Annotated in this window: 11 protein-coding genes; 4 read left to right on the top strand and 7 right to left on the bottom strand. The window is 62.2% G+C overall.

Annotated features, from left to right (window positions below; translation table 11 throughout):
• Positions 1-54 precede the first annotated feature (54 nt).
• The 5 genes from D8U71_RS13235 to D8U71_RS13210 all read right to left on the bottom strand — a co-directional run bounded on the left by D8U71_RS13235 (position 55) and on the right by D8U71_RS13210 (position 4,620).
• The gene (locus D8U71_RS13235; RefSeq protein WP_016770808.1) at positions 55-279 is read right to left on the bottom strand and encodes an MbtH family protein; all 225 of its coding nucleotides are present in this window, start codon (positions 277-279) and stop codon (positions 55-57) included.
• A gap of 82 nt (positions 280-361) precedes the next feature.
• A complete protein-coding gene (locus tag D8U71_RS13230) occupies positions 362-1,774 on the bottom strand; it encodes an aspartate aminotransferase family protein (protein ID WP_125926317.1) in 1,413 nt (470 codons plus the stop codon).
• Between the two features lie 106 nt (positions 1,775-1,880).
• Positions 1,881-2,402, bottom strand: a complete 522-nt coding sequence (locus D8U71_RS13225; RefSeq protein ID WP_123443498.1) for a GNAT family N-acetyltransferase — start codon at positions 2,400-2,402, stop codon at positions 1,881-1,883.
• Positions 2,403-2,617: 215 nt separating this feature from the next.
• Positions 2,618-3,940 (bottom strand): ATP-binding protein, encoded by a 1,323-nt coding sequence (locus tag D8U71_RS13215; RefSeq protein WP_038860405.1) that lies wholly within the window; start codon positions 3,938-3,940, stop codon positions 2,618-2,620.
• Positions 3,940-4,620 carry a response regulator gene (locus D8U71_RS13210; RefSeq protein ID WP_024013672.1) on the bottom strand — a complete coding sequence of 227 codons (681 nt, stop codon included), beginning with the start codon at positions 4,618-4,620 and terminating at the stop codon, positions 3,940-3,942. Before D8U71_RS13210 ends, D8U71_RS13215 begins: the two co-directional genes overlap by 1 nt.
• 253 nt (positions 4,621-4,873) lie before the next feature.
• On the opposite strand from D8U71_RS13210, the gene D8U71_RS13205 reads away from it, so the two are divergent.
• The 4 genes from D8U71_RS13205 (at position 4,874) to dsbG (ending at position 9,024) form a co-directional block, all read left to right on the top strand.
• Positions 4,874-5,566: a hypothetical protein gene (locus D8U71_RS13205; RefSeq protein ID WP_122611544.1), complete on the top strand. Its 693-nt coding sequence runs from the start codon at positions 4,874-4,876 to the stop codon at positions 5,564-5,566.
• 97 nt (positions 5,567-5,663) lie between these two features.
• A complete protein-coding gene (gene dsbD, locus D8U71_RS13200; RefSeq protein WP_130887931.1) occupies positions 5,664-7,397 on the top strand; it encodes a protein-disulfide reductase DsbD in 1,734 nt (577 codons plus the stop codon).
• A complete protein-coding gene (locus tag D8U71_RS13195) occupies positions 7,397-8,278 on the top strand; it encodes a TlpA disulfide reductase family protein (protein ID WP_125917362.1) in 882 nt (293 codons plus the stop codon). Before dsbD ends, D8U71_RS13195 begins: the two co-directional genes overlap by 1 nt.
• On the top strand, positions 8,254-9,024 hold the full coding sequence (gene dsbG, locus D8U71_RS13190; RefSeq protein WP_016770816.1) for a thiol:disulfide interchange protein DsbG: 771 nt from the start codon (positions 8,254-8,256) through the stop codon (positions 9,022-9,024). Before D8U71_RS13195 ends, dsbG begins: the two co-directional genes overlap by 25 nt.
• 126 nt (positions 9,025-9,150) lie before the next feature.
• On the opposite strand, the gene D8U71_RS13185 is transcribed toward dsbG, so the two are convergent.
• Positions 9,151-9,963, bottom strand: a complete 813-nt coding sequence (locus D8U71_RS13185) for an alpha/beta fold hydrolase (RefSeq protein WP_130887930.1) — start codon at positions 9,961-9,963, stop codon at positions 9,151-9,153.
• A gap of 192 nt (positions 9,964-10,155) precedes the next feature.
• Positions 10,156-23,154 carry a non-ribosomal peptide synthetase gene (locus D8U71_RS13180; protein WP_130887929.1) on the bottom strand — a complete coding sequence of 4,333 codons (12,999 nt, stop codon included), beginning with the start codon at positions 23,152-23,154 and terminating at the stop codon, positions 10,156-10,158.
• Between the last annotated feature and the right edge of the window lie 261 nt (positions 23,155-23,415).

Genomic DNA, 23,415 nt, shown 5'->3' with positions numbered 1-23,415 from the left:
ATGAAAAAACCCGCTGACCATCACTGGTCCAGCGGGTTTCTTTTGCCCGGTCGCTTATTGCGCCGCGACTTGCGCATCCATCTTCTGGCGCAGGCTCAATGGGCGCATGTCGGTCCAGACTTCTTCGATATAGGCCAGGCATTCCTTTTTCAGGCCGCTCTTGCCCACGGTGCGCCAGCCTTGCGGCACAGCTTTGTAATCGGGCCAGATCGAATATTGCTCTTCGTGGTTGACCACGACCTGAAAGAGGATGTCCTCGCGGTCGAATACTGACGTCATGCTGGTTCTCCATCGTTGTAAGGGCGGCTGCACAAAGAATGCAGCCGGGTATGTAGAAAGAACGTTCGCCGCGCGGAAAAATTTACAGCGCGGTGGTGGCAGCGGCCAATGCGCGACCGAAGATCTCGGCCACCCGGTCGATTTCCGCGGCAGTGATCACCAGCGGCGGCAGGAAGCGCACCACTGCGCCATGGCGACCGCCCAGCTCCAGAATCAGGCCACGCTTGAGGCATTCACGCTGGACCAGCGGCGCCAGACGCGCAAACGCTGGCGGATGACCGAGCGCGTCGGGCGCGCCGTTCGGGTCGACCAGTTCAACGCCGAGCATCAGGCCACGCCCACGAATATCGCCCAGCTGCGGGAAGTCGCGTTGCAGGATGTGCAGATGCTCGCTGAGTCGATCACCCATGGCGGCTGCGTGCTCGCAAACCTTGTGCTCCACCAGATAGCGCATCACCGCTGAACCGGCGGCCATGGCCATCTGATTGCCGCGGAACGTGCCGGCATGGGCGCCCGGTTGCCAAGTGTCGAGCCAGTCGCGGTACACCACCACCGCCAACGGCAGGCTGCCACCGATAGCTTTGGACAGTACAACCACATCCGGAACGATATCCGCGTGTTCAAAGGCAAACATCTTGCCGGTACGGGCGAAACCGCTCTGGATCTCATCAACGATCAACGCCACACCGGCCTTCTCGGTAATCCGGCGCAAGCCGCGCAACCACTCGATGTCCGCCGGTATCACGCCGCCCTCGCCCTGCACCGCCTCGACAATGACCGCCGCCGGCAATTGCACCCCGGCCTCGGGATCGTTGAGCAGGCTTTCCAGATAACTCAGATTGGCGTTGACGCCCGCTGCGCCGCCGAGACCGAACGGGCAGCGGTAGTCGTAGGGAAAGGGCATGAACTGCACGCCGTTGCTGAGCAAGGCACCCAGTGGTTTTTTCGGCCCCAGGCTGCCCATCAGGCTCAACGCCCCCTGACTCATGCCGTGGTAACCGCCGGAAAATGACAGCACGGTGCTGCGCCCGGTTGCGGTGCGCACCAGTTTCAGCGCTGCTTCCACGGCGTCGGTGCCGGTCGGGCCGCAGAACTGGATCTTCGCTTGCGCCGCCAGCTCTGTCGGCAGCAGCCCGAACAGGTCCTGGACGAATTGATCCTTGACCGGCGTAGTCAGGTCGAGGGTGTGCAGCGGCAACTCATCGGCCAGCACTTGCTGGATCGCCTCGATCACCACCGGGTGGTTATGCCCCAGCGCCAGCGTGCCGGCTCCAGCCAGGCAGTCGATGAATGTACGTCCTTCAACATCCTCGACATACAAGCCCTTGGCACGCTTGAGCGCCAAGGGAATACGCCGAGGGTAACTGCGCGCGTTGGACTCCTGCCGGCTCTGCCGCGCCAACAACGGTGATTCGTTGAATTCGAACAACGTTTCCGCCGGCGCCGAGGCGACCCGGGCCGACGACGCTTCGATAAGACTGGTGGCGACTGACATCTCTCGACCCCTCAATTCGCTATGGATAGTGACCAGAACAGCACACCGACAGGTGCGCGTTCCGGTCGCGGGGCGCACTTGCAGGTTTTCCTGTTCTGGAAACGCTTCAGCGCGGTTCGGATTTACACCCTTGATCGAGTTGTCCGGCCGGTGAGGACAAAGGTTTGCGCAGCGGCACGGTTTGCAAGCCGTTGGAAAGACCGGGTGGCGCTGCCTGTTGGTAACCCAGGTGCCGATAGAACCCCTCGGCGGTGCGGGTGCTGTTGAGGTGAGCATTGCGCACACCGCGAACCCGCAACCAGCCTTCGACATTCTGCATCAGCGCCCGGCCGACGCCTCGGCGGAAGGATTCCGGCTGGACGTAACACAGCAGGATTTCGCCACTGACCCGGGCCATGCCGACACCGACCGGTTTGTCATCAAGCAAAGCGACGCAGAGATAGAAATGTGGGTCGGCGAGCCGGCTACTGATGAAGTCGGCGGAGGAGCGGTTGAGCCAGTGGTTGACCAGAAGCGGATGGTTGCGGTGATCGAGTGCACATCCGATGCGGATCGAGCGCTCGACTATACGGTTGATGATGCCGGTGTCGGCCAGGGTGGCCGAACGTACGCAGACGGGTGCTTCCATGGCGCAGTTCCCTCAATCCATTGAGTCAAAGCTGGGTTGACCTTAGCCCCAACCCTGGCGGATAGCGAACGCCGAGAAGTTACATTTGATGTGCCAGAACATGGTTTTTTGTGGGAGCGAGCCTGCTTGCGAAAGCGTCGGACCAGTCAACGTCGATGTTGAGTGAGTTACCGCATTCGTGAGCAGGCTCGCTCCCACAGGGGTCTGAGGTGAGATCAGAGGGTTTGCAACGGCATGGTCAGTTCGACCCGCAAGCCATCCGGGCGGCTGTCGAAATGCAGGGCGCAGTCACAGCGCTGAACAATCGCCTGGACAATCGCCAGACCCAGCCCGCAGCCGGTGCTCTGCCCGTTGCGCCAGAAGCGTTGGGTCAGATGCTGCAAATCATCCGGCGCAATGCCCGGGCCATGGTCACGCACGACAAAACGCACGCGATTGCCGATGTTTTCCAGATGGACCTCGACCGCGCAATCTTCAGGCGTATGGCGCAGGGCGTTGTCGAGCAGGTTACGCAGTGCAGCAATCGCCAGCACAGCAGGCATTTGCAGCGGTGCGGCGGACAGGTCGTCCGGCACGTGCAGTTTGATCCGCAGCCGTTCACCGCCAGTGGCGTCCTGAATCGCCAGTCGGGCCACTTGCTCGGCGCTGCATTGCGAGCCGTCATCGAACGACAGGCTGCCTTCGACCCGCGCCAGCAACAGCAACTGTTCAAGGGTGCGGTGCAAGCGATCGGCGCCCTCCTCGGCGCGGGCCAGCGACTGATCGCGGGCACTGCCATCGGTCATGCGCGCGACTTGCAGGTGGGTCTTGATCGCCGTCAGCGGACTGCGCAGTTCATGCGCGGCGTCACCGGTCAGGCGACGTTCACGCTCGATGGTCTTGCCGATGCGCTGGAACAATTGATTCTGGGTTTCCAGCAACGGCTTCAATTCGCTGGGAAACGCCTGCAACTGCAATGGCTCAAGGGAATCGGCATTGCGCCGCATCAGCGCCTCGCGCAGACGATTGAGTGGTGCAAGACCCTGACCGATGCCCAGCCACAGCAGGCACAGGCAACCCAGCAAGGCCACACCGACCGGCACCGAAGCGGCGAGCAGAATCGACATGTTCAAGGCTTCGCGTTCGATCTGCCGATCCGCCGTAGTGATGCGCACATCGCCCCGGGCCAGGGTGAAACTGCGCCACGGTGCGCCGTCGATCATTTGATCGTGGAAGCCCATTTTCTCGGCTTCCAGCGCTTGCTCGGGGTTGTTGTGGCTTCGCGCGAGAATCTCGCCGCGCAATGAGCTGACCTGACAGGCCATGCCGCCGGGAATGTTCAGCTGTTCAGCACTGAAGTGGGTGCCCTCGCCCTTGCTCGGCAGCGTCGGCAATTGCTCAAGCAAACCGGCGACCATGCGCGCCGAAGCGACCAGTCGCTGGTCGAGGGAGAACATCATCTGATTGCGCAGATCGCTGAGCATCCACGCCGCCGCCAGCGCCCAGATCAACGCGAAGGCAGCGCCGAGCGTCAGACTCAGGCGCAGGCGCAGACTCATCACTTGCCTTGCTCTCCGCCATCGGCAGGCCCGAGGCGATAGCCCAGACCACGCACGGTTTCGACGATGCCTTTGCCAAGCTTGCTGCGCAGATGATGGATATGCACGTTCAGTGCGTTGCTTTCCAGTTCGTCGTTGAAGCCGTAGACGCTGTCCTTCAGTTGCTCGGTGGACAGCACCCGGCCGCGATTGTGCAGCAATGCCTGCAACAGCGACTGCTCGCGCCGTGACAGGTCCACCGGTTGCCCGGCGAGGCGGGTTTCGCGGCTGCTCGGGTCGTAAGTAAGCGCGCCATGCTCGATCAGATTGACACTGCGCCCGGCCACTCGGCGCAACAGGGTTTGCAGGCGAGCGAACAGTTCGCGCAGATCGAAAGGCTTGAGCAGGTAGTCGTCAGCGCCGGCCTGCAGACCGTCGACACGATCGGTCACCGAGTCACGGGCAGTGAGGATGAGAACCGGGATTTCCAGGCCGCTCTGCCGCAATTGCTGGAGCAACCTTAGGCCATCTTCGTCGGGCAACCCGAGATCGAGAACCATCACGTCGAATTCGGCGACCTTGAGCATCGCCCGCGCCTTGGACGCGGTGTTGACGTGCTCGACGGTCAGGCCCTGTGCCTTGAGCCCGGCGACGATGCCGCTGGCGATCAGCTCATCGTCTTCGCAAACCAGTACGTGCATAGGGGCTCCGGAAATAAAAAAGGCGAGTGAAGCAGGCAAGGATTAAGGGGCAATTATGGCGGCACACGTCGACTTCGCAAAGCTGCACGAAAATACGGTCAGGTTGTCGCATCCCAGCAACCGACGCGAGCCTGCCATGCAAACTTTATTATCCCGTTACCCATCCGGAAACAATTCCAGCCTTTATCGCCAACGCAACTTCATCTAGCTTCAACTGGCAGCTTCAACCCCGCACTTAAATGGACTTTCAAACATGACCAACTTGAATAACTTTGTTGCCATAGACTGGCGTTCCGGCCCTGATCGAATTTATTTTTTCTTCAAGGACACCGATACCTATTCGCGCTTTGATCTTGGCGACAATAGTGTCCCGTCCAATTATCCAACCGCCACGGCAGGCAACTGGGACAACTTCGCCCCGTATACCAAAGATCTGCGCTTTGGCTTGACTACCACTTCCTTCGGCTGGAACGCCGGAAGTGACGAGGATATTGCCTGGCTTTTCTTCTATGACGGAACAACTCCGATGGTCTGCAAATACGATCAGGACAGCGATAAAGTTGCCGCCTTCTACAAGGTAGCCGACTCGGTATGGAAGCCGATTCTTCCATATTTTGACAAGATCATCGCCGGCACCTGGTTTCAACTGACCGGCCACCCTTTCCTGTTTCGATTCATCCTCGATGACGGCCACTACTTGTCTTTCGACTACAAGGCCAAGACCGTCAAGTACAACCGTTTCGGCGAATATCAGCTGGGCGCGCTGAAACCTTACAAGGACCGGATAATCACCGCGGCGCAGAATGACCGGACATTTGCAGACAGTTACTGGTATATCTTCCTGACCAACAATCAGTACCTCACTTACAACATTCAGTCCGACCGACTCGTTGCCGGCCCCAGAACCATTGATGACGGTAATTGGCCCGGCCTGCTACGTGGCTGATTGGTCAATCCCGGCGAGCCTAGTAGGATAGGGTTAATTATCGGTTAATCGCCGCCGCCCATCCTGCACCCCACTTGCACAGGGACAAGGCTCCTCCATGCGTCATTTTTTTCTTCTGTTTGCTCTACTGGTTTCCGGTCTGGCTCAGGCCGGAAACAATCCGTTCGAGTCCAAGCCGGACTTTTTACCCGTCGACAAGGCATTCGTACTCACCTCCGAGCATCTGGACTCGGGCGAAACCCAGCTGTTCTGGCAGATCACTGACGGCTACTACCTGTATCAGAAACGTTTGAAATTCGACGGACTGGCCGCCGATCAGCAGCCGGTGTTGCCTGAAGGCGAATCCCACAGCGATGAGTTCTTCGGCGAGCAGCCGGTGTACCGCCAAGGGCTGGAAGTGAAAATCCCGGCGGCGGCCAGCGGTCAGATCAAAGTCAGCTATCAAGGTTGCGCCGATGCCGGTCTGTGCTATCCACCGCAAACCCGGGTGATTGATCTGGGTGGCAAAGCCGCAGCAACAACAGGCGCTGAAGCCCCGGATCAGGCTTTGGCCAGCAGTCTGCAACAACGGGCGCTGGGCTGGAGTCTGCTGGTGTTCTTCGGACTCGGCCTGCTGTTGGCGTTTACCCCGTGTTCGCTGCCGATGCTGCCGATTCTCGCCGGGATGATCGTCGGCAGTGGCGCCACACCACGGCGCGGGTTTGCCTTGGCCAGTAGCTACGTGATCTGCATGGCACTGGTGTATGCGGCGATGGGCGTGGTTGCTGCGCTGCTCGGTGCGAACCTGCAGGCGTGGTTGCAGAATCCTTGGTTGCTCGGCGCATTTGCCGCCATTTTCGTGGTGCTGGCATTGCCGATGTTCGGCTTCTTCGAGCTGCAACTGCCGGTGGCCCTGCGTGATCGTCTTGAACATGCGTCGCGCAGCCGCAGCGGCGGCAGCCTGATCGGCGCCGGTGTGCTGGGCGCATTGTCCGGTCTCTTGGTCGGGCCGTGCATGACCGCGCCACTGGCCGGCGCGCTGCTGTACATCGCACAGAGCGGTAACGCGTTGCACGGCGGTCTGATTCTGTTTGCACTGGGCATCGGCATCGGTGTGCCGCTGTTGCTGCTGGTCACCGTGGGCAACCGCTTCCTGCCAAAACCCGGGGCGTGGATGAATCTGCTCAAGGGCATATTCGGCTTCCTCTTTCTTGCCACTGCATTGTTGATGCTGCGCCCGGTACTGGACCCTTCGTTGTGGTTGGGGCTGTGCGGCGCTCTGCTGTTGATCGCCGCTTACAGCGCCTGGAAACAATCCGCAGGCTTTGGCCGCGTCGCACAGGTGTTTGGCGCCCTGTCCTTGTTGCTCGGTTTGTGGGGCAGCTTGTTGGTGATCGGTGCGGCGGGCGGCAGTGATGATCCGTATCAGCCATTGCAGGTCTACAGCGCCGGCCCTGTCGCCAGCGCGGCGCCGACGGGTCACGATGCCTTCACCACGATCAAGGAACCTGCCGCCCTGCAACGCGAACTCGATGCAGCCAAGGCTCAAGGCCAGTGGGTACTGCTCGATTACTACGCCGACTGGTGCGTGTCGTGCAAGGTCATGGAGAAGAAGGTGTTCGGTGAAGCCAAGGTCATGCAGGCCCTGAGCGATGTGCGCCTGCTGCGCCTGGATGTGACCGCCGACAACGCTGCCAGCCGCGAGCTGCTCAGTCGCTATAAAGTGCCGGGGCCGCCGACGTTCATCTGGATCGGCGCTGACGGCGAAGAACGCCGCAGCCAGCGCATCACCGGCGAGGTCGATGCCGATACCTTCCTGCAACGCTGGTCCGCCACCCGAGATGCCAACTGATGCTGACGTTCACCCTCGGCACCTTCGCCATCGCGCTCAACCACCTGCTGCTGATCAGTGCTCTGGCGCTGGCGACATTTGTCGGCTGGCGGGTGGCCAAGCGCGGCGGCGATAACCCCGAGTCGGCGCTGTTCAGCCTGTTCTTGCTGGGCATGCTCGCGGCGCGCATTGCGTTTGTCGCGTTGTACTGGTCGCACTATCGCAATGACCCGTGGCAGATCATCGATCTGCGCGACGGCGGTTTCCTCGCCTGGCCCGGAGTGATCGTGCTGTTGCTGGCGGCGTTGTATCGCGGCTGGCGTCGGCCCGCTTTGCGTCGACCGTTGGGCTTCGGCGTGGTCAGTGGCGTGGCGTTCTGGCTGCTTGCCAGCCTGTCGCTGAATATCTACGAACAGGGTACGCGGCTGCCGGATATATCCCTGCGCAACGCCGCTGGCGAAACCATCAAGCTCAGTGAGTATCAGGGCGGGCCGCTGGTGATCAACCTGTGGGCGACCTGGTGCCCGCCGTGCCGGCGAGAAATGCCGGTGCTGGAGAATGCCCAGCAACAGCGCCCTGACCTGACATTTCTGTTCGTCAATCAGGCCGAAAGCATGCAAAGCGTGGCGACGTTCCTGGAAACCCAGGGCCTGAGCCTGAACAACGTGCTGTTCGACCCCCGCGGCCGTCTCGGTCAGGCCGTGGGTTCCATGGCGTTACCGACTACGCTGTTCTATAGCCCGGACGGTCGCTTGCTGACCAGTCACCTCGGTGAACTGTCGAACGCCAGCCTCGCCCGCGCCCTGGAAACCTTCGACACTTCGCCTTCAAGCCCGAATCAGGCCGTTGCCCCGGCCAACTCTGCAAGGAAACTGCCATGCCCCGCCTCCGCCACCTGCTGACGCTGACCCTGGGCACTGCCCTGCTGCACTTGCCGTCGGTACAGGCTGCTGAAGAACTGCCTGCGGCGATCAAAAAGATCGAAGCCAAGGGCGCGAAAATCGTCGGCCAGTTCGACGCCCCCGATGGCCTGCGCGGGTACGCCGCGCAATATCAGAATCGCGGCATGGCGCTGTACCTGACCCCGGACGGCAAGCATGTCGTGGTGGGTAATCTGTACGACGCCGACGGCAAGGACCTGAGCAGCGAACCGTTGCAGAAACTGGTCTACGCGCCGATGTCCAAGGAAGTCTGGGCCAAGTTCGAGGCGAGCAACTGGATTCAGGACGGCAACAAGGATGCACCGCGCACGGTGTACCTGTTCAGCGATCCGAACTGCCCGTACTGCAACATGTTCTGGGAACAGGCGCGGCCATGGGTCAAGGCCGGCAAGGTGCAGTTGCGCCACATCATGGTCGGCATCATCCGCGAAGACAGCCCGGGCAAATCAGCCGCGCTGCTGGCGGCGAAAGACCCGGCCAAGGCCCTGGAAGATCACGAAAAGGCCGGCAAGGGCAGCGCGCTAAAGGCCATGAAAGACATCCCGGTCGCCGTGCAAACCAAACTCGCGGCCAACATGCAGTTGATGGAAGACCTCGAACTGCAGGCCACCCCGGCGATTTTCTACATGGATGACAAAGGCGAACTGCAACAACAGCAAGGCGCGCCTTCGCCGGACAAGTTGGTGAAGATTCTCGGGCCTAAGTAGTTTTTTCATCGCTTGGACCGGCCCTTTCGCGAGCAGGCTCGCTCCCACAGTTGACTGCATTCCCTCAGCCAGAATGCGATTAACTGTGGGAGTGAGCCTGCTCGCGAATGAAGCTCACTCGATGTGTCAGTTGCGCTCGCGCAGAAACGCCAGCAGTGCCTCAGTCACAAACCCGGGATTCTCCAGATTGGAGATATGCCCCGCCTCCGGTACCAGCACGCACGGGCAACCGATCAATTCAGCCATTTCCCGGGCTTCCGAGGGTGGTCGCGGTTTGTCCTGATCGCCGCACAATACCAGCGTCGTCGCCGGGTTCAGCTCGTCCAGGCGTGGCAACAGGTCGTTGCGGCCAAACGTGATGCGGCCCATCGGCACGATGCTGTCGCGCAAACGCTCGGGCGAGTAGCCCTGCAGTTTTGCGCGGAAGCCCTGATACAGCGCCGACTGCGGGTCGATGCCCGGGCGGAAGAAGATTGGCACAACGATGTCGAGCAATTGTTCGGAGATGGTGCCGCTGTCTTCGATCTGCTTGAACAACGAGAAGTAATACTGCCGGGTCGGTTCCGGCTCGACGCCGACGTAGGTGTCCATCAGCACCAGACCGTTGAGACGTTGCGGTGCGGACAGTGCCAGGCGCACGCCCCACATGCCGCCGACCGAAAGCCCGACGAGGGTGACGTGGTCGATGTCCAGATGATCAAGCAAGGCCTGCGCCTGTCGGGCGATGTCATCCAGCGATGTCGTGCCTTCAGGTAACTTGCCGGACTCGCCATGACCCCACAGATCCAGGGCGATGACGCGATAGTGCGGGGTCAGCGCGGCGATCTGCGGCGCCCACATCGCTTGATCCCAGAGATAACTGCCAGCCAGCAACACGGCGGGGCCGGTGCCTTGATCAATGTAGTGCAGTGCTTGTCCGTCAACCGTGAAAAAGGGCATCGACCACCTCCGCGAGAAAAAACAGAACCGGCAGACTGAGCTGCCGGTTGTTGATCGTCAAGGATGGAAATGTACGGCAATGTACAGACGCCATTCGCGAGCAGGCTCGCTCCCACAGGGGATTTGTAAACAACACAGATCCTGTGTGGGAGCGAGCCTGCTCGCGAAGAGGCCGGCCCAGGCGCTGAAGAACTACAACCCCTCCAGCTCCGCCATCAGATCATTCAACCGATCAACCTTCTCCTCGGTAATGTCACTGGCCGCCAGTCCATCGATGTATTCGGCGAGTTCCTCCACCGTGCTGCATTCGAACATCGCGCGCAGCGGCACGTTGCGTTGCAGGGCTTTTTGTACCCGCGATGCAATTTGCGTAGCCAGCAGCGAATGCCCGCCCAGTTCGAAGAAATTGTCGCGCACGCCGACCTTTTCCACTTTCAGCACCTCAGCCCAGATATCAACCAGGATCTGCTCCAGCTCGTTGCGCGGCGCCAGATAATCCTCGCTCTGCAACTGACCGATCTCCAGCGTTGGCAAGGCTTTGCGGTCGAGTTTGCCGTTGGCATTGAGTGGCATTTGCTCCAGCCACAGCCAGTGCAGCGGCACCATGTATTCCGGCAGTTCGGCGCGCAGGCGCTGCTTGATCCGCTCCAGGCGTTCGCCCGGATTGAGCGCCGCATCGGCCGCGACCAGGTAGCCCACCAGATGCTTGCCGTTGACGCCTTCCTGCACACCCACCGCCGCGTCGCGCACTTCCGGTTGTTCATGCAGGCGCGCTTCGATTTCACCGAGCTCGATGCGGTAGCCGCGAATCTTCACCTGATGATCGACGCGGCCGACGTATTCCAGCACGCCGTCCGCGCGGCGCCGCGCCAAGTCACCGGTGCGGTACAGGCGTTCGCCCGGCGCGCCGAACGGATTCGGCACAAACACCGGCGCGGTGCGCAGCGGATCGCTGACGTAGCCGCGACCGACACCGGTGCCGGCAACGCACAGCTCACCCACCGCGCCCAACGGCACCAGTTCCAGCGCGCCATCGACCAGGTACAGCAAGTTGTTATCGGTCGGCGTGCCGATCGGCAAGTAACTGCCGCGCGTTGAAGCCATGTCGACACGGAAGAACGCCACATCATCCGAGCATTCCGCCGGGCCGTAAGCATTGACCAGACCAATGTCCGGGTAACGCAGCAGCCATTGATGGGCCAGTTCCGGCGGCATCGCTTCACCGGTCGGCAGCATCCAGCGCAAACCATCGAGGCTCAGACGCTCGGAGCCGAGCATGCCCTGAATCAGCGATGGCACACTTTCCAGCACGGTGATGCCCTGCGCCTGTACATGCGCCAGCAGACCTTGCGGATCGTGGGCAATCGCATTCGGTACGATGTCGACCCGTGCGCCGAACAACGGAGCGGCAAGGAACTGCCAGACGGAAATATCGAAGCTTTGCGAGGCGGTCTGCGCGATCACATCGGCCTCGCTCAAGTCGAGGTACGGGCGTTTGCTCAACTGGTTGTTGAGCATGCCGCGCTGCTCGACCATCACGCCTTTTGGCAGACCGGTCGAACCCGAGGTGTAGATCACATAGGCGAGATTGTCCGTGCCGCTGTGAATGCCGAGATTGTGCGTCGCTGCGGCCGACGCCTGGACCTCTTCCCACACCAGCAGGCGCGGGCGATTCGAACAGCCAAACTCTTCGAGCAAGGTCTGCGCCTGCTCTAGGCAGGCTGCGCTGCACACCAGCAACGGCGTGCGGCTCAGCTCGATGATGCGGCTCAGGCGCTGGCTCGGCAGACCCGGGTCCAGCGGCAGGTAACCGGCACCGGCCTTGAAACTGCCGATGATCATGCCGAGCAGGTCGAGATTACGCTCGGCCAGCAGCGCCACCGGTTGATCCATGCGCACACCGGCAGCGACCAGGGCATGGCCGAGACGGTTGGCGTTGTGATTCAGTTCGGCATAGCTCAATTGCTGATCGAGGCAACTGGCGGCAACGCGCTGCGGATGCGCCGCGACCTGCGCCTCGAACAACGCCACGTAGCTTTGCTCCAGCGGGTAGTCGTGGCCGCTCTGGTTGCAACCGTGCAGCAGGAAGTCGCGTTCTTCGTCGCCGAGCAGCGGCAAATCGGCCATGTCGCCATGGAAGCCGTCGACCAGCGCCAACAGCAGGCGTTTGAACTCACTGAGCATGCGCTCGACCGTCGACTCGTCGAAGTAACGCTGGTCATACGACAAATGCAGGCCAAGGTCGTCGCCCGGGTAACACACCGCCGTCAGCGGGAAGTTGGTGTGGGTGCGGCCGGAATCCGAGCTCGCATTCAGGCTCTGTGCACGATCAAGCACCGAGACTTCCACCGGGGCGTTTTCGAAGACGAACAGGCTGTCGAACAACGGCTGGCCTTTGGGCAATTCGCTCTGTTCCTGGATGTTTACCAGTGGCAGGTATTCGTACTCGCGCAGTTGCATGTTGCTGTCGAGCAAAGCGCTGAGCCATTGACGCACGCTGCTGCGCTGATCGTCCTCAGGCATCTTCACCCGCAGGGCGATGCTGTTGATGAACAGGCCGACGGTGCGTTGCATTTCCGGCATCTCCACCGGCCGCCCGGCCACGGTCACGCCGAAGAGCACGTCGCGATCGCCGCTCAGGCGCCGCAAAACCAGAGCCCACGCAGCTTGGGCGAAGGTGTTGACGGTCAGTTGATGTGCCTGCGCCAGTTCCCGCAACCGTGCTCCGTCTTCAACATTGAGGCGGGTGTAACGGTCGCCGACGATCATGCCGCCGCTTTCACCGGCGTGTTCGCGCAGGAACGGCCGGTCGCTCGGGATCGGCGTGGTGCGCTCGAAGCCTTGCAGATTCTGCCGCCACCACTGCCGCGCCTCGGCCAGGCTCTGGCGTTGCAGCCAACCGATGTAATCGCGATAACGCGGCGGCACGCTCAACTGCGCTTCACGACCTTCACCGAGGGCGGTGTAGATCTCGAAGAAGTCGTTCATCAGCAGAGAACGGCACCAGGCGTCGATGAGGATGTGGTGGTTGCTCATCATGAACCAGTAGCGCGCCGCGCCGACCTTGATCAGGCGCAGGTGGAACGGCGCCTGATTGAGCAGATCGAACCCGGCTTCGCGCTCGCTTTTCAGCAGCGCTTGCAGCTGTGGTTCCTGCTCGGTTTCGGCGACGGCGCTCCAGTCCAGATACTCGATCGGCGTGCGCCCCGGCGTGTGAATCACTTGCAGCATGTCTTCGCCAACGTTCCAGCAGAACGAGGCCCGCAATGCTTCATGGCGAGCGACCACCGCTTGCCAGGCCTGGGCGAAACGCTCGGGGTCGAGTTCGCTGTTGATGCGATATCGATCCTGCATGTAGTACAGACCGGTGCCCGGCTCGAGCAAGGTGTGCAGCAACATGCCTTCCTGCATCGGCGTCAGCGGGTAGACATCTTCGATGTGCGCGGCCGGCACCGGCAGCGCATCGAGTTGCGCCTGAGTCAGTCTGGCCAGCGGGAAGTCCGATGGCGTCAGGCCGCCGGCTTCGTCTTGCAAACAATGGGCGATAAGGCTTTGCAGCTCACCGAGGTAGGCGGCGGCCAGATCGTTAATGGTTTGCGCCTCGTAACGCTCGGCACTGAAATTCCAGCGCAGCAGCAGTTCTCCACCGTAAACCTGACTGTCGACGCTCAGCTCGTTGGGCAACGGCGCCTGCGGATCGTGGGCTGCACCGATTGGCTCATCGAGAGGACGGAACAGCGCATCGCTGCCGAAGCTCTGGTCGAACTGGCCGAGGTAGTTGAAGGTGACCTGCGCCTGCGGCAGCGCGGCCATGCTCTGCCGGCAGCCGTCATCGGCCAGATAACGCAACACGCCATAACCGAGGCCTTTGTGCGGCACGGCGCGCAGTTGTTCCTTGATCGCCTTGATCGAAGCGCCCTGCCCGGCGGCCTCTTCGACATTGTGCGGAGTCAGGCGCAGCGGATAAGCGCTGGTGAACCAACCGACGGTGCGGGTCAGATCAATCTCGTCGAACAGGGTTTCGCGACCGTGTCCTTCCAGTTGAATCAGTGCCGAGGGCTGGCCGCTCCAGCGGCACAGCACACGGGCCAGCGCGGTCAGCAGCAGGTCGTTGACCTGAGTGCGATAAGCGCTCGGTGCCTGTTGCAGCAACTGCCGGGTGCGCTCGGCATCGAGGCGTACGCTGACGGTTTGCGCATGGCGATTCTGCCTGCCGCCCTGCGGGTTTTCGCAAGGCAGATCAGCGCTCGGCCCGGCCAGTTGCGCCTGCCACCAGCTCAATTCCTCACGCAGCGATTCGCTGCCGGCGTAGGCCTGCAAACGCGCGGCCCAGTCCTTGAAGGCGCTGGTTTTCGCCGGCAGGTTCAGCGGCTGCGCAGCGTCGAGTTGGCGATAGGCGGTTTGCAGATCATCCAGCAGCACGCGCCAGGAAACGCCGTCGACGACCAAGTGGTGGATGGCGATGAACAGGCGTTGCTGAACATCCGCAACATCGACCAGCACCGCGCGCAGTAACGGGCCGTTTTGCAGATTCAGGCTGCGTTGCGCGTCGGCGAACAGGGCTTCGCACCGGTCCAGCGAATCGACGTTGAATTGCCAGAGCAGATCATCACTCGACAGCACTTGATGCGTCGCTTGCCATGCATCATCGGTTTCAGTGAAACGCAGACGCAGCGCATCGTGCTGCTCAATCACCGCCAGCAAGGCTTGCTGCAATCGTTGCGGTTCGAGGCGCGCAGTCGGTTCCAGCAACAGCGCCTGATTCCAGTGCTGGCGCTGGGGAATGTCCGTATCAAAGAACCAGTGCTGAATCGGCGTCAGGCGCGACTCGCCGACCACCAGGCCCTGCTCGGCCGTCACTTGCTGGGTGCGGCTGGCAACGGCGGCGAGCGTCTGCACGGTCTGGTGCTGGAACAGGTCGCGCGGGCTGAAATGAATGCCCTGCTGACGCGCGCGGCTGACCACCTGAATCGACAGAATCGAGTCGCCGCCGAGTTCGAAGAAGTTATCGTTGAGGCCGACCTGCCTGACGTTGAGCACATCGCACCAGATCTGCGCCAGGGTCTGCTCAAGCTCGTTGCTCGGCGCGACATAGACCTGACGATTGAGGTCCGTGTCCGGCGCCGGCAAGGCGCGGCGGTCGAGTTTGCCGTTGGCGGTCAGCGGCATGCTTGCCAGCAGCATCAGCTGGGTCGGCACCATGTAGTCCGGCAGTTGCGCCTTGAGGTGCGACTTGAGCGCTTCTCGTAGTTCAGCCTGTTGCGCTTCGCCGTGTCCGGCGACCTCCGTAACGAGGTAACCCACCAACTGCTTGCCACTCGGCGCATCCAGCGCCAGCACCACCGCTTCGCGGATCGAAGGGTGATCGAGCAGGCGCGTTTCGATTTCGCCCAGTTCGATGCGGAAACCGCGGATTTTCACTTGATGGTCGATCCGCCCCAGATACTCGACCAGACCATCGGCACGCTGGCGCACCAGGTCGCCGGTGCGATACATGCGCCCGCCATCAGCGGTAAACGGGTCAGCGACAAAACGCTCGGCGCTGATGCCCGGGCGGTCGTGATAGGCCTGAGCCAGACCGGCGCCGCCGACAAACAATTCACCGGTCGCGCCTTGCGGCACCAAGGCCAGATCGGCATCGAGAATGTAGGCGACTCGCGACCCGATCACGCTACCAATCGGCACACTGCTGGCGCCCTCTTCCAGTACCTGCGGCGCCAGACTGGCCAGCGGCATGACCACGGTTTCAGTCGGGCCGTAGGCGTTGAAGAACAGCGCTGGCTGGAACGCCGCGCGGATGCGCTGCAGATGCTCGCCGGTCAGCGCTTCACCGCCGGTGATGATCATGCGCACCGGCAGGACGTCATTCTGCGTGGCAAGGAACTGCGCCAACTGGCTGCCGTAGCTCGGCGTGAAGCCGAGGACGTTGATCCGATGCGCACGAATCAAGCCGCAGATTTCTTCCGCGTCCCACTGCCCTTGCGCCCGCAGCACCACCTGCGCACCGCTGAGCAGCGGCACCAGCAGACGTTCGGTGGCGGCGTCGAAGTTGATCGAATAGAAATGCAGTTCACAGTCGTCCGGGCGCATGCCGAAGCGTTCGATCACGGCCTGGCAGTGCATGGCAATTTCGCCGTGAGAGACCACCACGCCTTTCGGTTTGCCGGTCGAGCCCGAGGTGTAAATCAAGTAGGCCTGATGTTGCGGCAGGCTGATAAACGGCAACTCGCTGGCCGGATAGTCGGCCAATCCCGGGCTGTCATCTTCCAGACACCAGCGCGCCACGTCTGGCGGCAAGTCACCCAGGGCCTGAAACATCGCCCGATCGCTGAGCAGCAGACCGATGCGGCTGTCTTCGATCATGTAGTGCAGACGGTCGAGCGGGTACTCCGGATCCAGCGGCACATAGGCGCCGCCAGCCTTGAGAATCGCCAGCAGGCCGATGACCATTTCCAGCGAACGCTCCAGCGCCAACCCCACCCGCACTTGCGGGCCGACCCCACGTTCACGCAGCGCCCAGGCCAAGCGATTGGCCCGGGTATCGAGTTCGGCGTAGCTCAGGGTCTGCCCGGCGAAGGTCAGCGCCGGCGCGTCTTTGCGCGCCAGTGCCTGTTCGGCAAACAAATGATGGATGCACTGGTCGAGACGATGTTCGCCCGGCTCGACGCCAAGGCTGTCGAGCAGCTGCAGTTGCTCAGACTTATCGAGCAACGGCAGTTCGCTGAGGCGTTGCTGCGGATCAGCGATCAACGCTTCAAGCAGGTTGCGCCAATGCCTGGCCATGCGTTCGATGGTCGGTTCGTCGAACAGATCGGTGCTGTAAGTCAGGCAGCAGCCGAGGCGATGGTCGAGGTCGGTGACTTCCAGATTGAGATCGAACTTGGTCGCCCGCGCATCGTTGGCCAGATACTCGACAGTCATCCCAGCGAGCGTGCGGCTCTGCTGGAATTCCCAGCGCTGCACGTTGCACATCACCTGGAACAGCGGGTTGTAGGCCGCGCTGCGTGGCGGCTGCAAGGCTTCGACCAAATGATCGAACGGCAGATCCTGATGGGACTGGCCTTCGATCACGGTGTGGCGCACCTGCTCGAACAGTTCGCCGACCGACATCTGCCCGTCGAGCTGGCAACGCAGCACCTGGGTGTTGAGAAACGCACCGATCAGCCCTTCGCTTTCCGGGCGGATGCGGTTGGCCACCGGCGCACCGATGCGCAGGTCGGTCTGGCCGCTGTAGCGGTAGAGCAGCGTGGCGAGCGCGGCGGTCATGGTCATGAACAGGGTCAGGCCGTTTTGCGCATTGAACGCCCGCACCCGCGCAGCGAGATCGTCACTCAGATCGAAACGGAACAGCTCGCCCTGATGGCTCTGTACCGGTGGACGCGGACGGTCGCCGGGCAGTTCCAGCAGCGGATGTTCGCGACCGAGCTGCGCGGTCCAGTAATCGAGCTGGCGCTGGCGCTCGCCGGACTCCAGCCACTGACGCTGCCAGACGCTGTAGTCGAGGTATTGCACCGGCAGCGGCTCGAGCGGCGAGGCGCGCTCATCGACGAACGCTTCATACAGCGCACTGAGTTCACGGGCAAAGATGTCCATCGCCCAGCCTTCGGTGACGATGTGGTGCAAGGTCAGGACGAAGTAATGCTCGTGTTCGGCAGTCTTGACCAGGCAGGCGCGCAGCAGCGGTCCGGTTTCCAGATTGAACGGCTGGTGCGCTTCTGCATCGGCCAGTTGCTGGACTTGTAGCTCCCGGACTTCTGCCGGCAGGCTGGAGAAATCCTTCCAGCCCATGCGCACGCCGGTCTCGGCATGCACCTGTTGGCGGGCGACGCCATCGACACTTGGGAATGTGGTGCGCAGGGTTTCGTGGCGCAGGATCAGCGCCTGCAACGCCGCCTCGAAATGCTCGACATGCAGCACGCCGCGCAAGCGCGCCATGCCGCCGACGTTGTAAGCCGGGCTGTCCGGTTCCATCTGCCAGAGGAACCACATGCGCTGCTGCGAATAGGACAGCGGCACCGCTTGGCTGCGGTCGATTTTTGCGATCGGCAACTGTTGGTTGGTGCGGCCGCTGACCTGGATCAGGCGAATCTGTTCGGCGTAATCGCCCAGTTCGCTGTGCTCGAACAAGGTGCGCAGCGGCAGTTCGACGTCACAGGCCTGACGTGTGCGTGAAATGATCTGCGTGGCCAGCAGCGAATGACCGCCGAGAGCAAAGAAATCGTCGCGCAGGCCGATCTGCTTCAGACCCAGCACTTCGCGCCAGATCGCGGCGATTTGTTGCTCCAGTTCGCTGACCGGTTCGATGTGTTCACGCACTTGCCATTGCGGCTCGGGCAAGGCGCGGCGATCAAGTTTGCCGCTGGGGCTAAGCGGCATCGCATCAAGGCGCAGCAATTGTGCGGGCACCATGTATTCCGGCAGCTCGGCAGCGAGGGCAGCTTTCAGCCGAATAATTTGCTCATCTGCATTTTCCTGCGCATCGCTCGCCGTGAAGTAGCCGATCAGTTGCGCACCGGCAGCGGTTTCGCGCACCAGCACCACGGCCTGGGCGACGCCATTTTGCGCCAGCAGTCGCGCCTGGATTTCTTCCGGTTCGACGCGAAAGCCGCGCAGCTTGACCTGCTGATCGAGGCGACCGAGGTATTCGATCACGCCATCCGAGGACCAGCGCGCACGGTCGCCGGTGCGGTACAAGCGGGCGCCCTGCTCGCCCAGTGGATCGACGACAAAACGCTCGGCGGTCAACGCCGGACGACCCAGGTAACCGCGAGCCAGACCGATGCCGCTGATGCACAGCTCAGCCGCCACACCCGCCGGCACTGGATTGAGATCGGCATCGAGAATGCGGCAGACCACATTGCCCAGCGGCCGGCCAATCGGCGAGCGCGCACCATCGGCGGCACTGCAATGCCAATGGGTGACATTGATCGCGGTTTCAGTCGGGCCATAACGGTTGTGCAATTGCACCGCCGGCAGTTGCGTCAGCACACGGTTGCGCAACTCGGCGGGCAAGGCTTCACCGCCGGAAAACACCCGGCGCAGGCTCGTGCACTCGGCACTCAGCGGCTCGTCGATGAACAGCGCCAGCAGCGGCGGGACGAAGTGCAGCGTGGTCACGCCGTATTGCTGGACCAGTTGCGCGATGCGATGCGGGTCGCGGTGCTCGCCGGGGGCGGCAAGCAGCAGACGCGCGCCGGTGATCAGCGGCCAGAAGCATTCCCACACCGAGACGTCGAAACTGATCGGCGCTTTTTGCATCAGCACGTCGGTTTCGTCGAGACGGTAAGTGTCCTGCATCCATTGCAAGCGCTCGGCCAGCGCGGCGTGGGTGTTGCCGACGCCTTTCGGTTGCCCGGTGGAACCCGAGGTGTAAATCACGTAGGCGAGGTTGTCGCCGTGCAGTCGCAGGCCCGGTGCCTGGCTCGGCCATTTATCCAGGTGCAGCGCATCCATGGCGATCACGCTGACGCCATCGCTGGCCGGCAGACGCTCGAGCAATTGCGTCTGGGTCAGGAGCAGTTCGACGCCGCTGTCGCGGAGCATGTACGCGAGACGCTCGGCCGGATAATCCGGATCAAGCGGCACATAGGCGCCGCCGGCCTTGATGATCGCCAGCAGACCGATCAGCAGTTGCGGCGAACGCTCGGCGGCAATGGCCACGCACACGTCCGGGCCAACGCCTTTGTCGCGCAGGTAATGGGCGAGCCGGTTGGCTTGCGCGTGCAGCTCGGCAAAATCCAGACTACCGCCGTCCCACACCAGCGCGGTGCGTTGCGGGGTGTTGCGCAATTGTTGCTCGAGCAGTTCCGGCAGCCATTGTTGCGCCGGGGTGCACGGAGCGACGCTCCAGTCCTTCTGCTGATTCTGCTCGCTGGCGGCCAGCAAGCGCAGATCGCCGATGGCCTGCTGTGGCTGTTCGCAGACCTCGCTGAGCAGATTATGGAAATGCTCGGCCAGACGCTCGATGGTCGCGGCGTCGAACAGTTCGCTGGCGTAGTCGAACGCCAAGCTCAGGCGGCCGTTGCGATCTTCTTCGCTGTGCAGTTGCAGGTCGAACTTGGCCTCGCGGCTGTGCCACGGCAGTTCTTCGGCGAGCAGACCGGGCAGGCGCTTGAGTGCACTGAGGTCGCGCTGCTGATGGTTGAACATGACCTGGAACAAGCCCTGATCGCGGGCCTGCGGGAACGCTTCGAGCAGTTGTTCGAAGGGCAGATCCTGATGGGCTTGGGCGCCGAGTGCGGCCTGGCGGGTCTGGTTCAGCAACTCGGCAAATGTCAGACGCGAATCGATCTGCGCACGCAACACCTGGGTATTGATGAAGAAGCCGATCAGGCTTTGGGTTTCCAGGCGCGGACGGTTGGCGTTGGGCACGCCGATGCGAATGTCGCGCTGACCGCTGTAGCGGTGCAGCAAACTTTGCAACGCAGCGAGCAGAAGCATGAACGGCGTGGCTTCGTGGGCCTGCGCAGTCTGGCGAATCGCCTCGCTGAGTTTGCTACTCAAGCGCACGCTGTGGCGCGCGGCGCTGTGGTTGGTTCTGGTCGAGCGCGGGTGATCGGTGGCCAGTTCCAGTGGCGGATGTTCTTCACCCAGTTGCGCTTTCCAGTACGCCAGTTGCCGCTCGCCCTCACCTTGCGCCAGCCATTGCCGCTGCCAGTTGCCGTAATCGGCGTATTGCGTGGGCAGCGCTGCCAGTGTCGCCGGCACACCTTGGGTCGCGGCGGCATAGAGGCGCGAGAATTCGTCGAGCAGGATATTCAGTGACCAGCCGTCAGCGATGATGTGGTGCAGGGTCACCAGCAGTTGATGTTCTTCGTCATCGAGACGCACCAGTGTCACCGCCAGCAACGGGCCTTTTTCCAGATCGAACCGAGTGCGCGCCTCGTCTTCGCGAATCTGCTCGGCACGGGCTTCACGCTCGGGCGCTGGCAGGTCGCTGATGTCGATCAGTTGCAGGTCGAATTCGGCAGCGGCAAGCACTTGCTGCAATGCCACACCGTCGCGTTCGAAGAAACGTGTGCGCAGTGATTCATGGCGTTCGATCAGTTGCTGGAAGCTGCTGCGCACGGCGTCTTCGTCCAGCTCGCCACGCAGGCGCAGGCCGCCGGGAATGTTGTACGCGCTGCTCTGTGGATCGAGTTGCCAAGTGATCCAAAGACGGTTTTGTGCCAGCGACTGCGGCATCGGCTCGCTGCGCGACAAGGTGCTGATCGGACCTTGAGCGCTGCCGCCGTCCTGGTTTAGCTGCGCCACAGCGGCGGCGAAGGCAGACAGGGTTGGCGCTTCGAACAGCAGGCGTAGGCTCAGCTCGACACCGAGTGCTTCGCGAACCCGCGCCACTACTTGCGTGGCAGCGATCGAGTTGCCGCCGAGCAGAAAGAAATGGTCGTCGCCACTGACCTGCTTGACGTTGAGTTGCTCGGCCCAGATTTGCCCGATCAACGCTTCAAGGTCCGAAGTGCTGCTGGTCGCGTTTTCCGTTGCGGCTGTGATCGAAGGGAACAGCGCGTAACTGTCGAGGCTGCCATCAGCCAGACGATTGCGGCACGCCGAGCGCTGCAGTTTGCCGCTGGAGGTTTTCGGCAACGCGCCCGGATTGAGCAGCACCACCACGCTTGGCGCCTCCTGATACGCCTCAGCCACGGCTTGGCGAATGGCTTTGATCAGCGCATCTGGCGCAAGGATTTTCTGCACGCTGCGGCTGATTTCCGCAGCGATGCCGATGCCCTCTTCGCCGTTGTGAGTGACCGCGAACGCCGCCACGCGGCCCTTGCGCACCACTTCGACTTCGCGCTCGACAGTCTGCTCGATGTCCTGCGGGTAGAGGTTATGGCCACGGACGATGAGCATGTCTTTCAGGCGCCCGGTGACGAACAACTCGCCCGCACGGATAAAACCCAGGTCGCCGGTGCGCAGCCAGGTGCGGCCGGCATGCTGAACAAAAGTCTTGGCGCTGGCTTCGGGATTGCGCCAGTAACCGTGGGCGATGCTCGGGCCGGCGGCCCAGACTTCGCCGACGGCGTTGTCGGCGAGTTCTTCGAGCGTATTCGGTTCGACGATCAGCACCGCGTGCTCAGGCTGGCTGATGCCGCAGCTCATGATCGCGCTGCCGTCGCCCGGCTCGGCGCGGTTTTGCGCCAGCGCCTGATCGTCCACGCGCAGCGCCGGGATGCCGGTGCCACGCGGCGTGCCGGCAACAAACAGGGTCGCCTCGGCCAGACCGTACGAAGCCATGAAGCTGTTGTCGCTGAAACCGCAAGCAGCGAATTTTTCCGCGAAGCGCTCGAGGGTATCGAGACGGATCGGCTCGGAACCGGAATAGGCCACGCGCCATCGACTCAGATCGAGGCGCTCAAGGGCCGACTCGCTGACCCGCTCACTGCACAAACGGTAGGCGAAATCCGGGCCGCCGCTGATGGTGCCGCCGTATTCGGCAATCGCTTCCAGCCAGCGTAACGGCCGGCCGAGGAAGTAGGCCGGCGACATCAGAATGCACGGCACGCCGCTGAAAATCGGTTGCAGCAGACCACCGATCAAACCCATGTCGTGATACAGCGGCAACCAGCTGACGATGACGTCGTCCGGGTTGACGTCGATGCCGAAACCGTGACGGATCAGCAGTTCGTTGGCGACCAGATTGCCATGGCTGACCTGCACGCCCTTGGGCAGCGCGGTGGAGCCGGAAGTGTATTGCAGAAAGGCGATGTGTTCGGGCGGCAGGCTCGGTTCAATCCAGCGTTCGGCCAATGCGCTGTCGAGGGTGTCGACACACAATAGCGGCGGCGCGCCGTCGATTTGTTGCAAGGCATCGCACAGGTCGGCGCTGGTCAGCAATAGCGTGGGCTCGGCGTCGGCGATGATCGACAGCAAACGCTCCTGATGATGACGACGCGCGGATTCCGGCGGATAGGCCGGTACCGCAATCACACCGGCATACAGGCAGCCGAAAAAAGCCGCGACGTAATCCGCGCCACTGGGAAACAGCAGCACCGCACGCTCACCGAATCCAGCCTGAGCCTGCAACGCAGCGGCGATGGTGCGCGCGCGTTGATCCAGTTCCCGATAGCTGAGCACCACAGCCTGCTCCGGGTTTTCGGCGAGAAAACGCAAGGCCAGTCGGTCCGGCGTCAGGGCCGCGCGACGCTTGAGGGCATGGACCAGGGTGCTGGGGAGTTCGAACGCGTCGGTCATGAGGTTTCCTGCCTGAATTCGGCTTGCAAGTGGAATCGGGTGGCTGCGTCACACCTGTCGAGAGGCGTGCGGGGCGCGGTCTGTGCCGACCGCGCAAGGCATCGGAATGCGCTGAGGCCGGGGATCTGCACCCGGGCCATTCACCAATGAGAACGGATGGAGTGGGGAAATAATTAGTCGGCAGGCGCGACGTCCAGCGGGGCTGGGGTGCGGCGGCGTGTCGCAGTTGGCAAAACACATCGCCTTACAGCAATACCTCTC

The sequence above is a fragment of the Pseudomonas sp. Sample_21 genome (genome assembly GCF_004307525.1).
GTDB classification, from domain to species: Bacteria; Pseudomonadota; Gammaproteobacteria; order Pseudomonadales; family Pseudomonadaceae; genus Aquipseudomonas; species Aquipseudomonas atacamensis.
The sequence above is the reverse complement of the archived record's forward strand: the minus strand, read 5'-3'. Positions and strand labels throughout refer to the sequence as shown.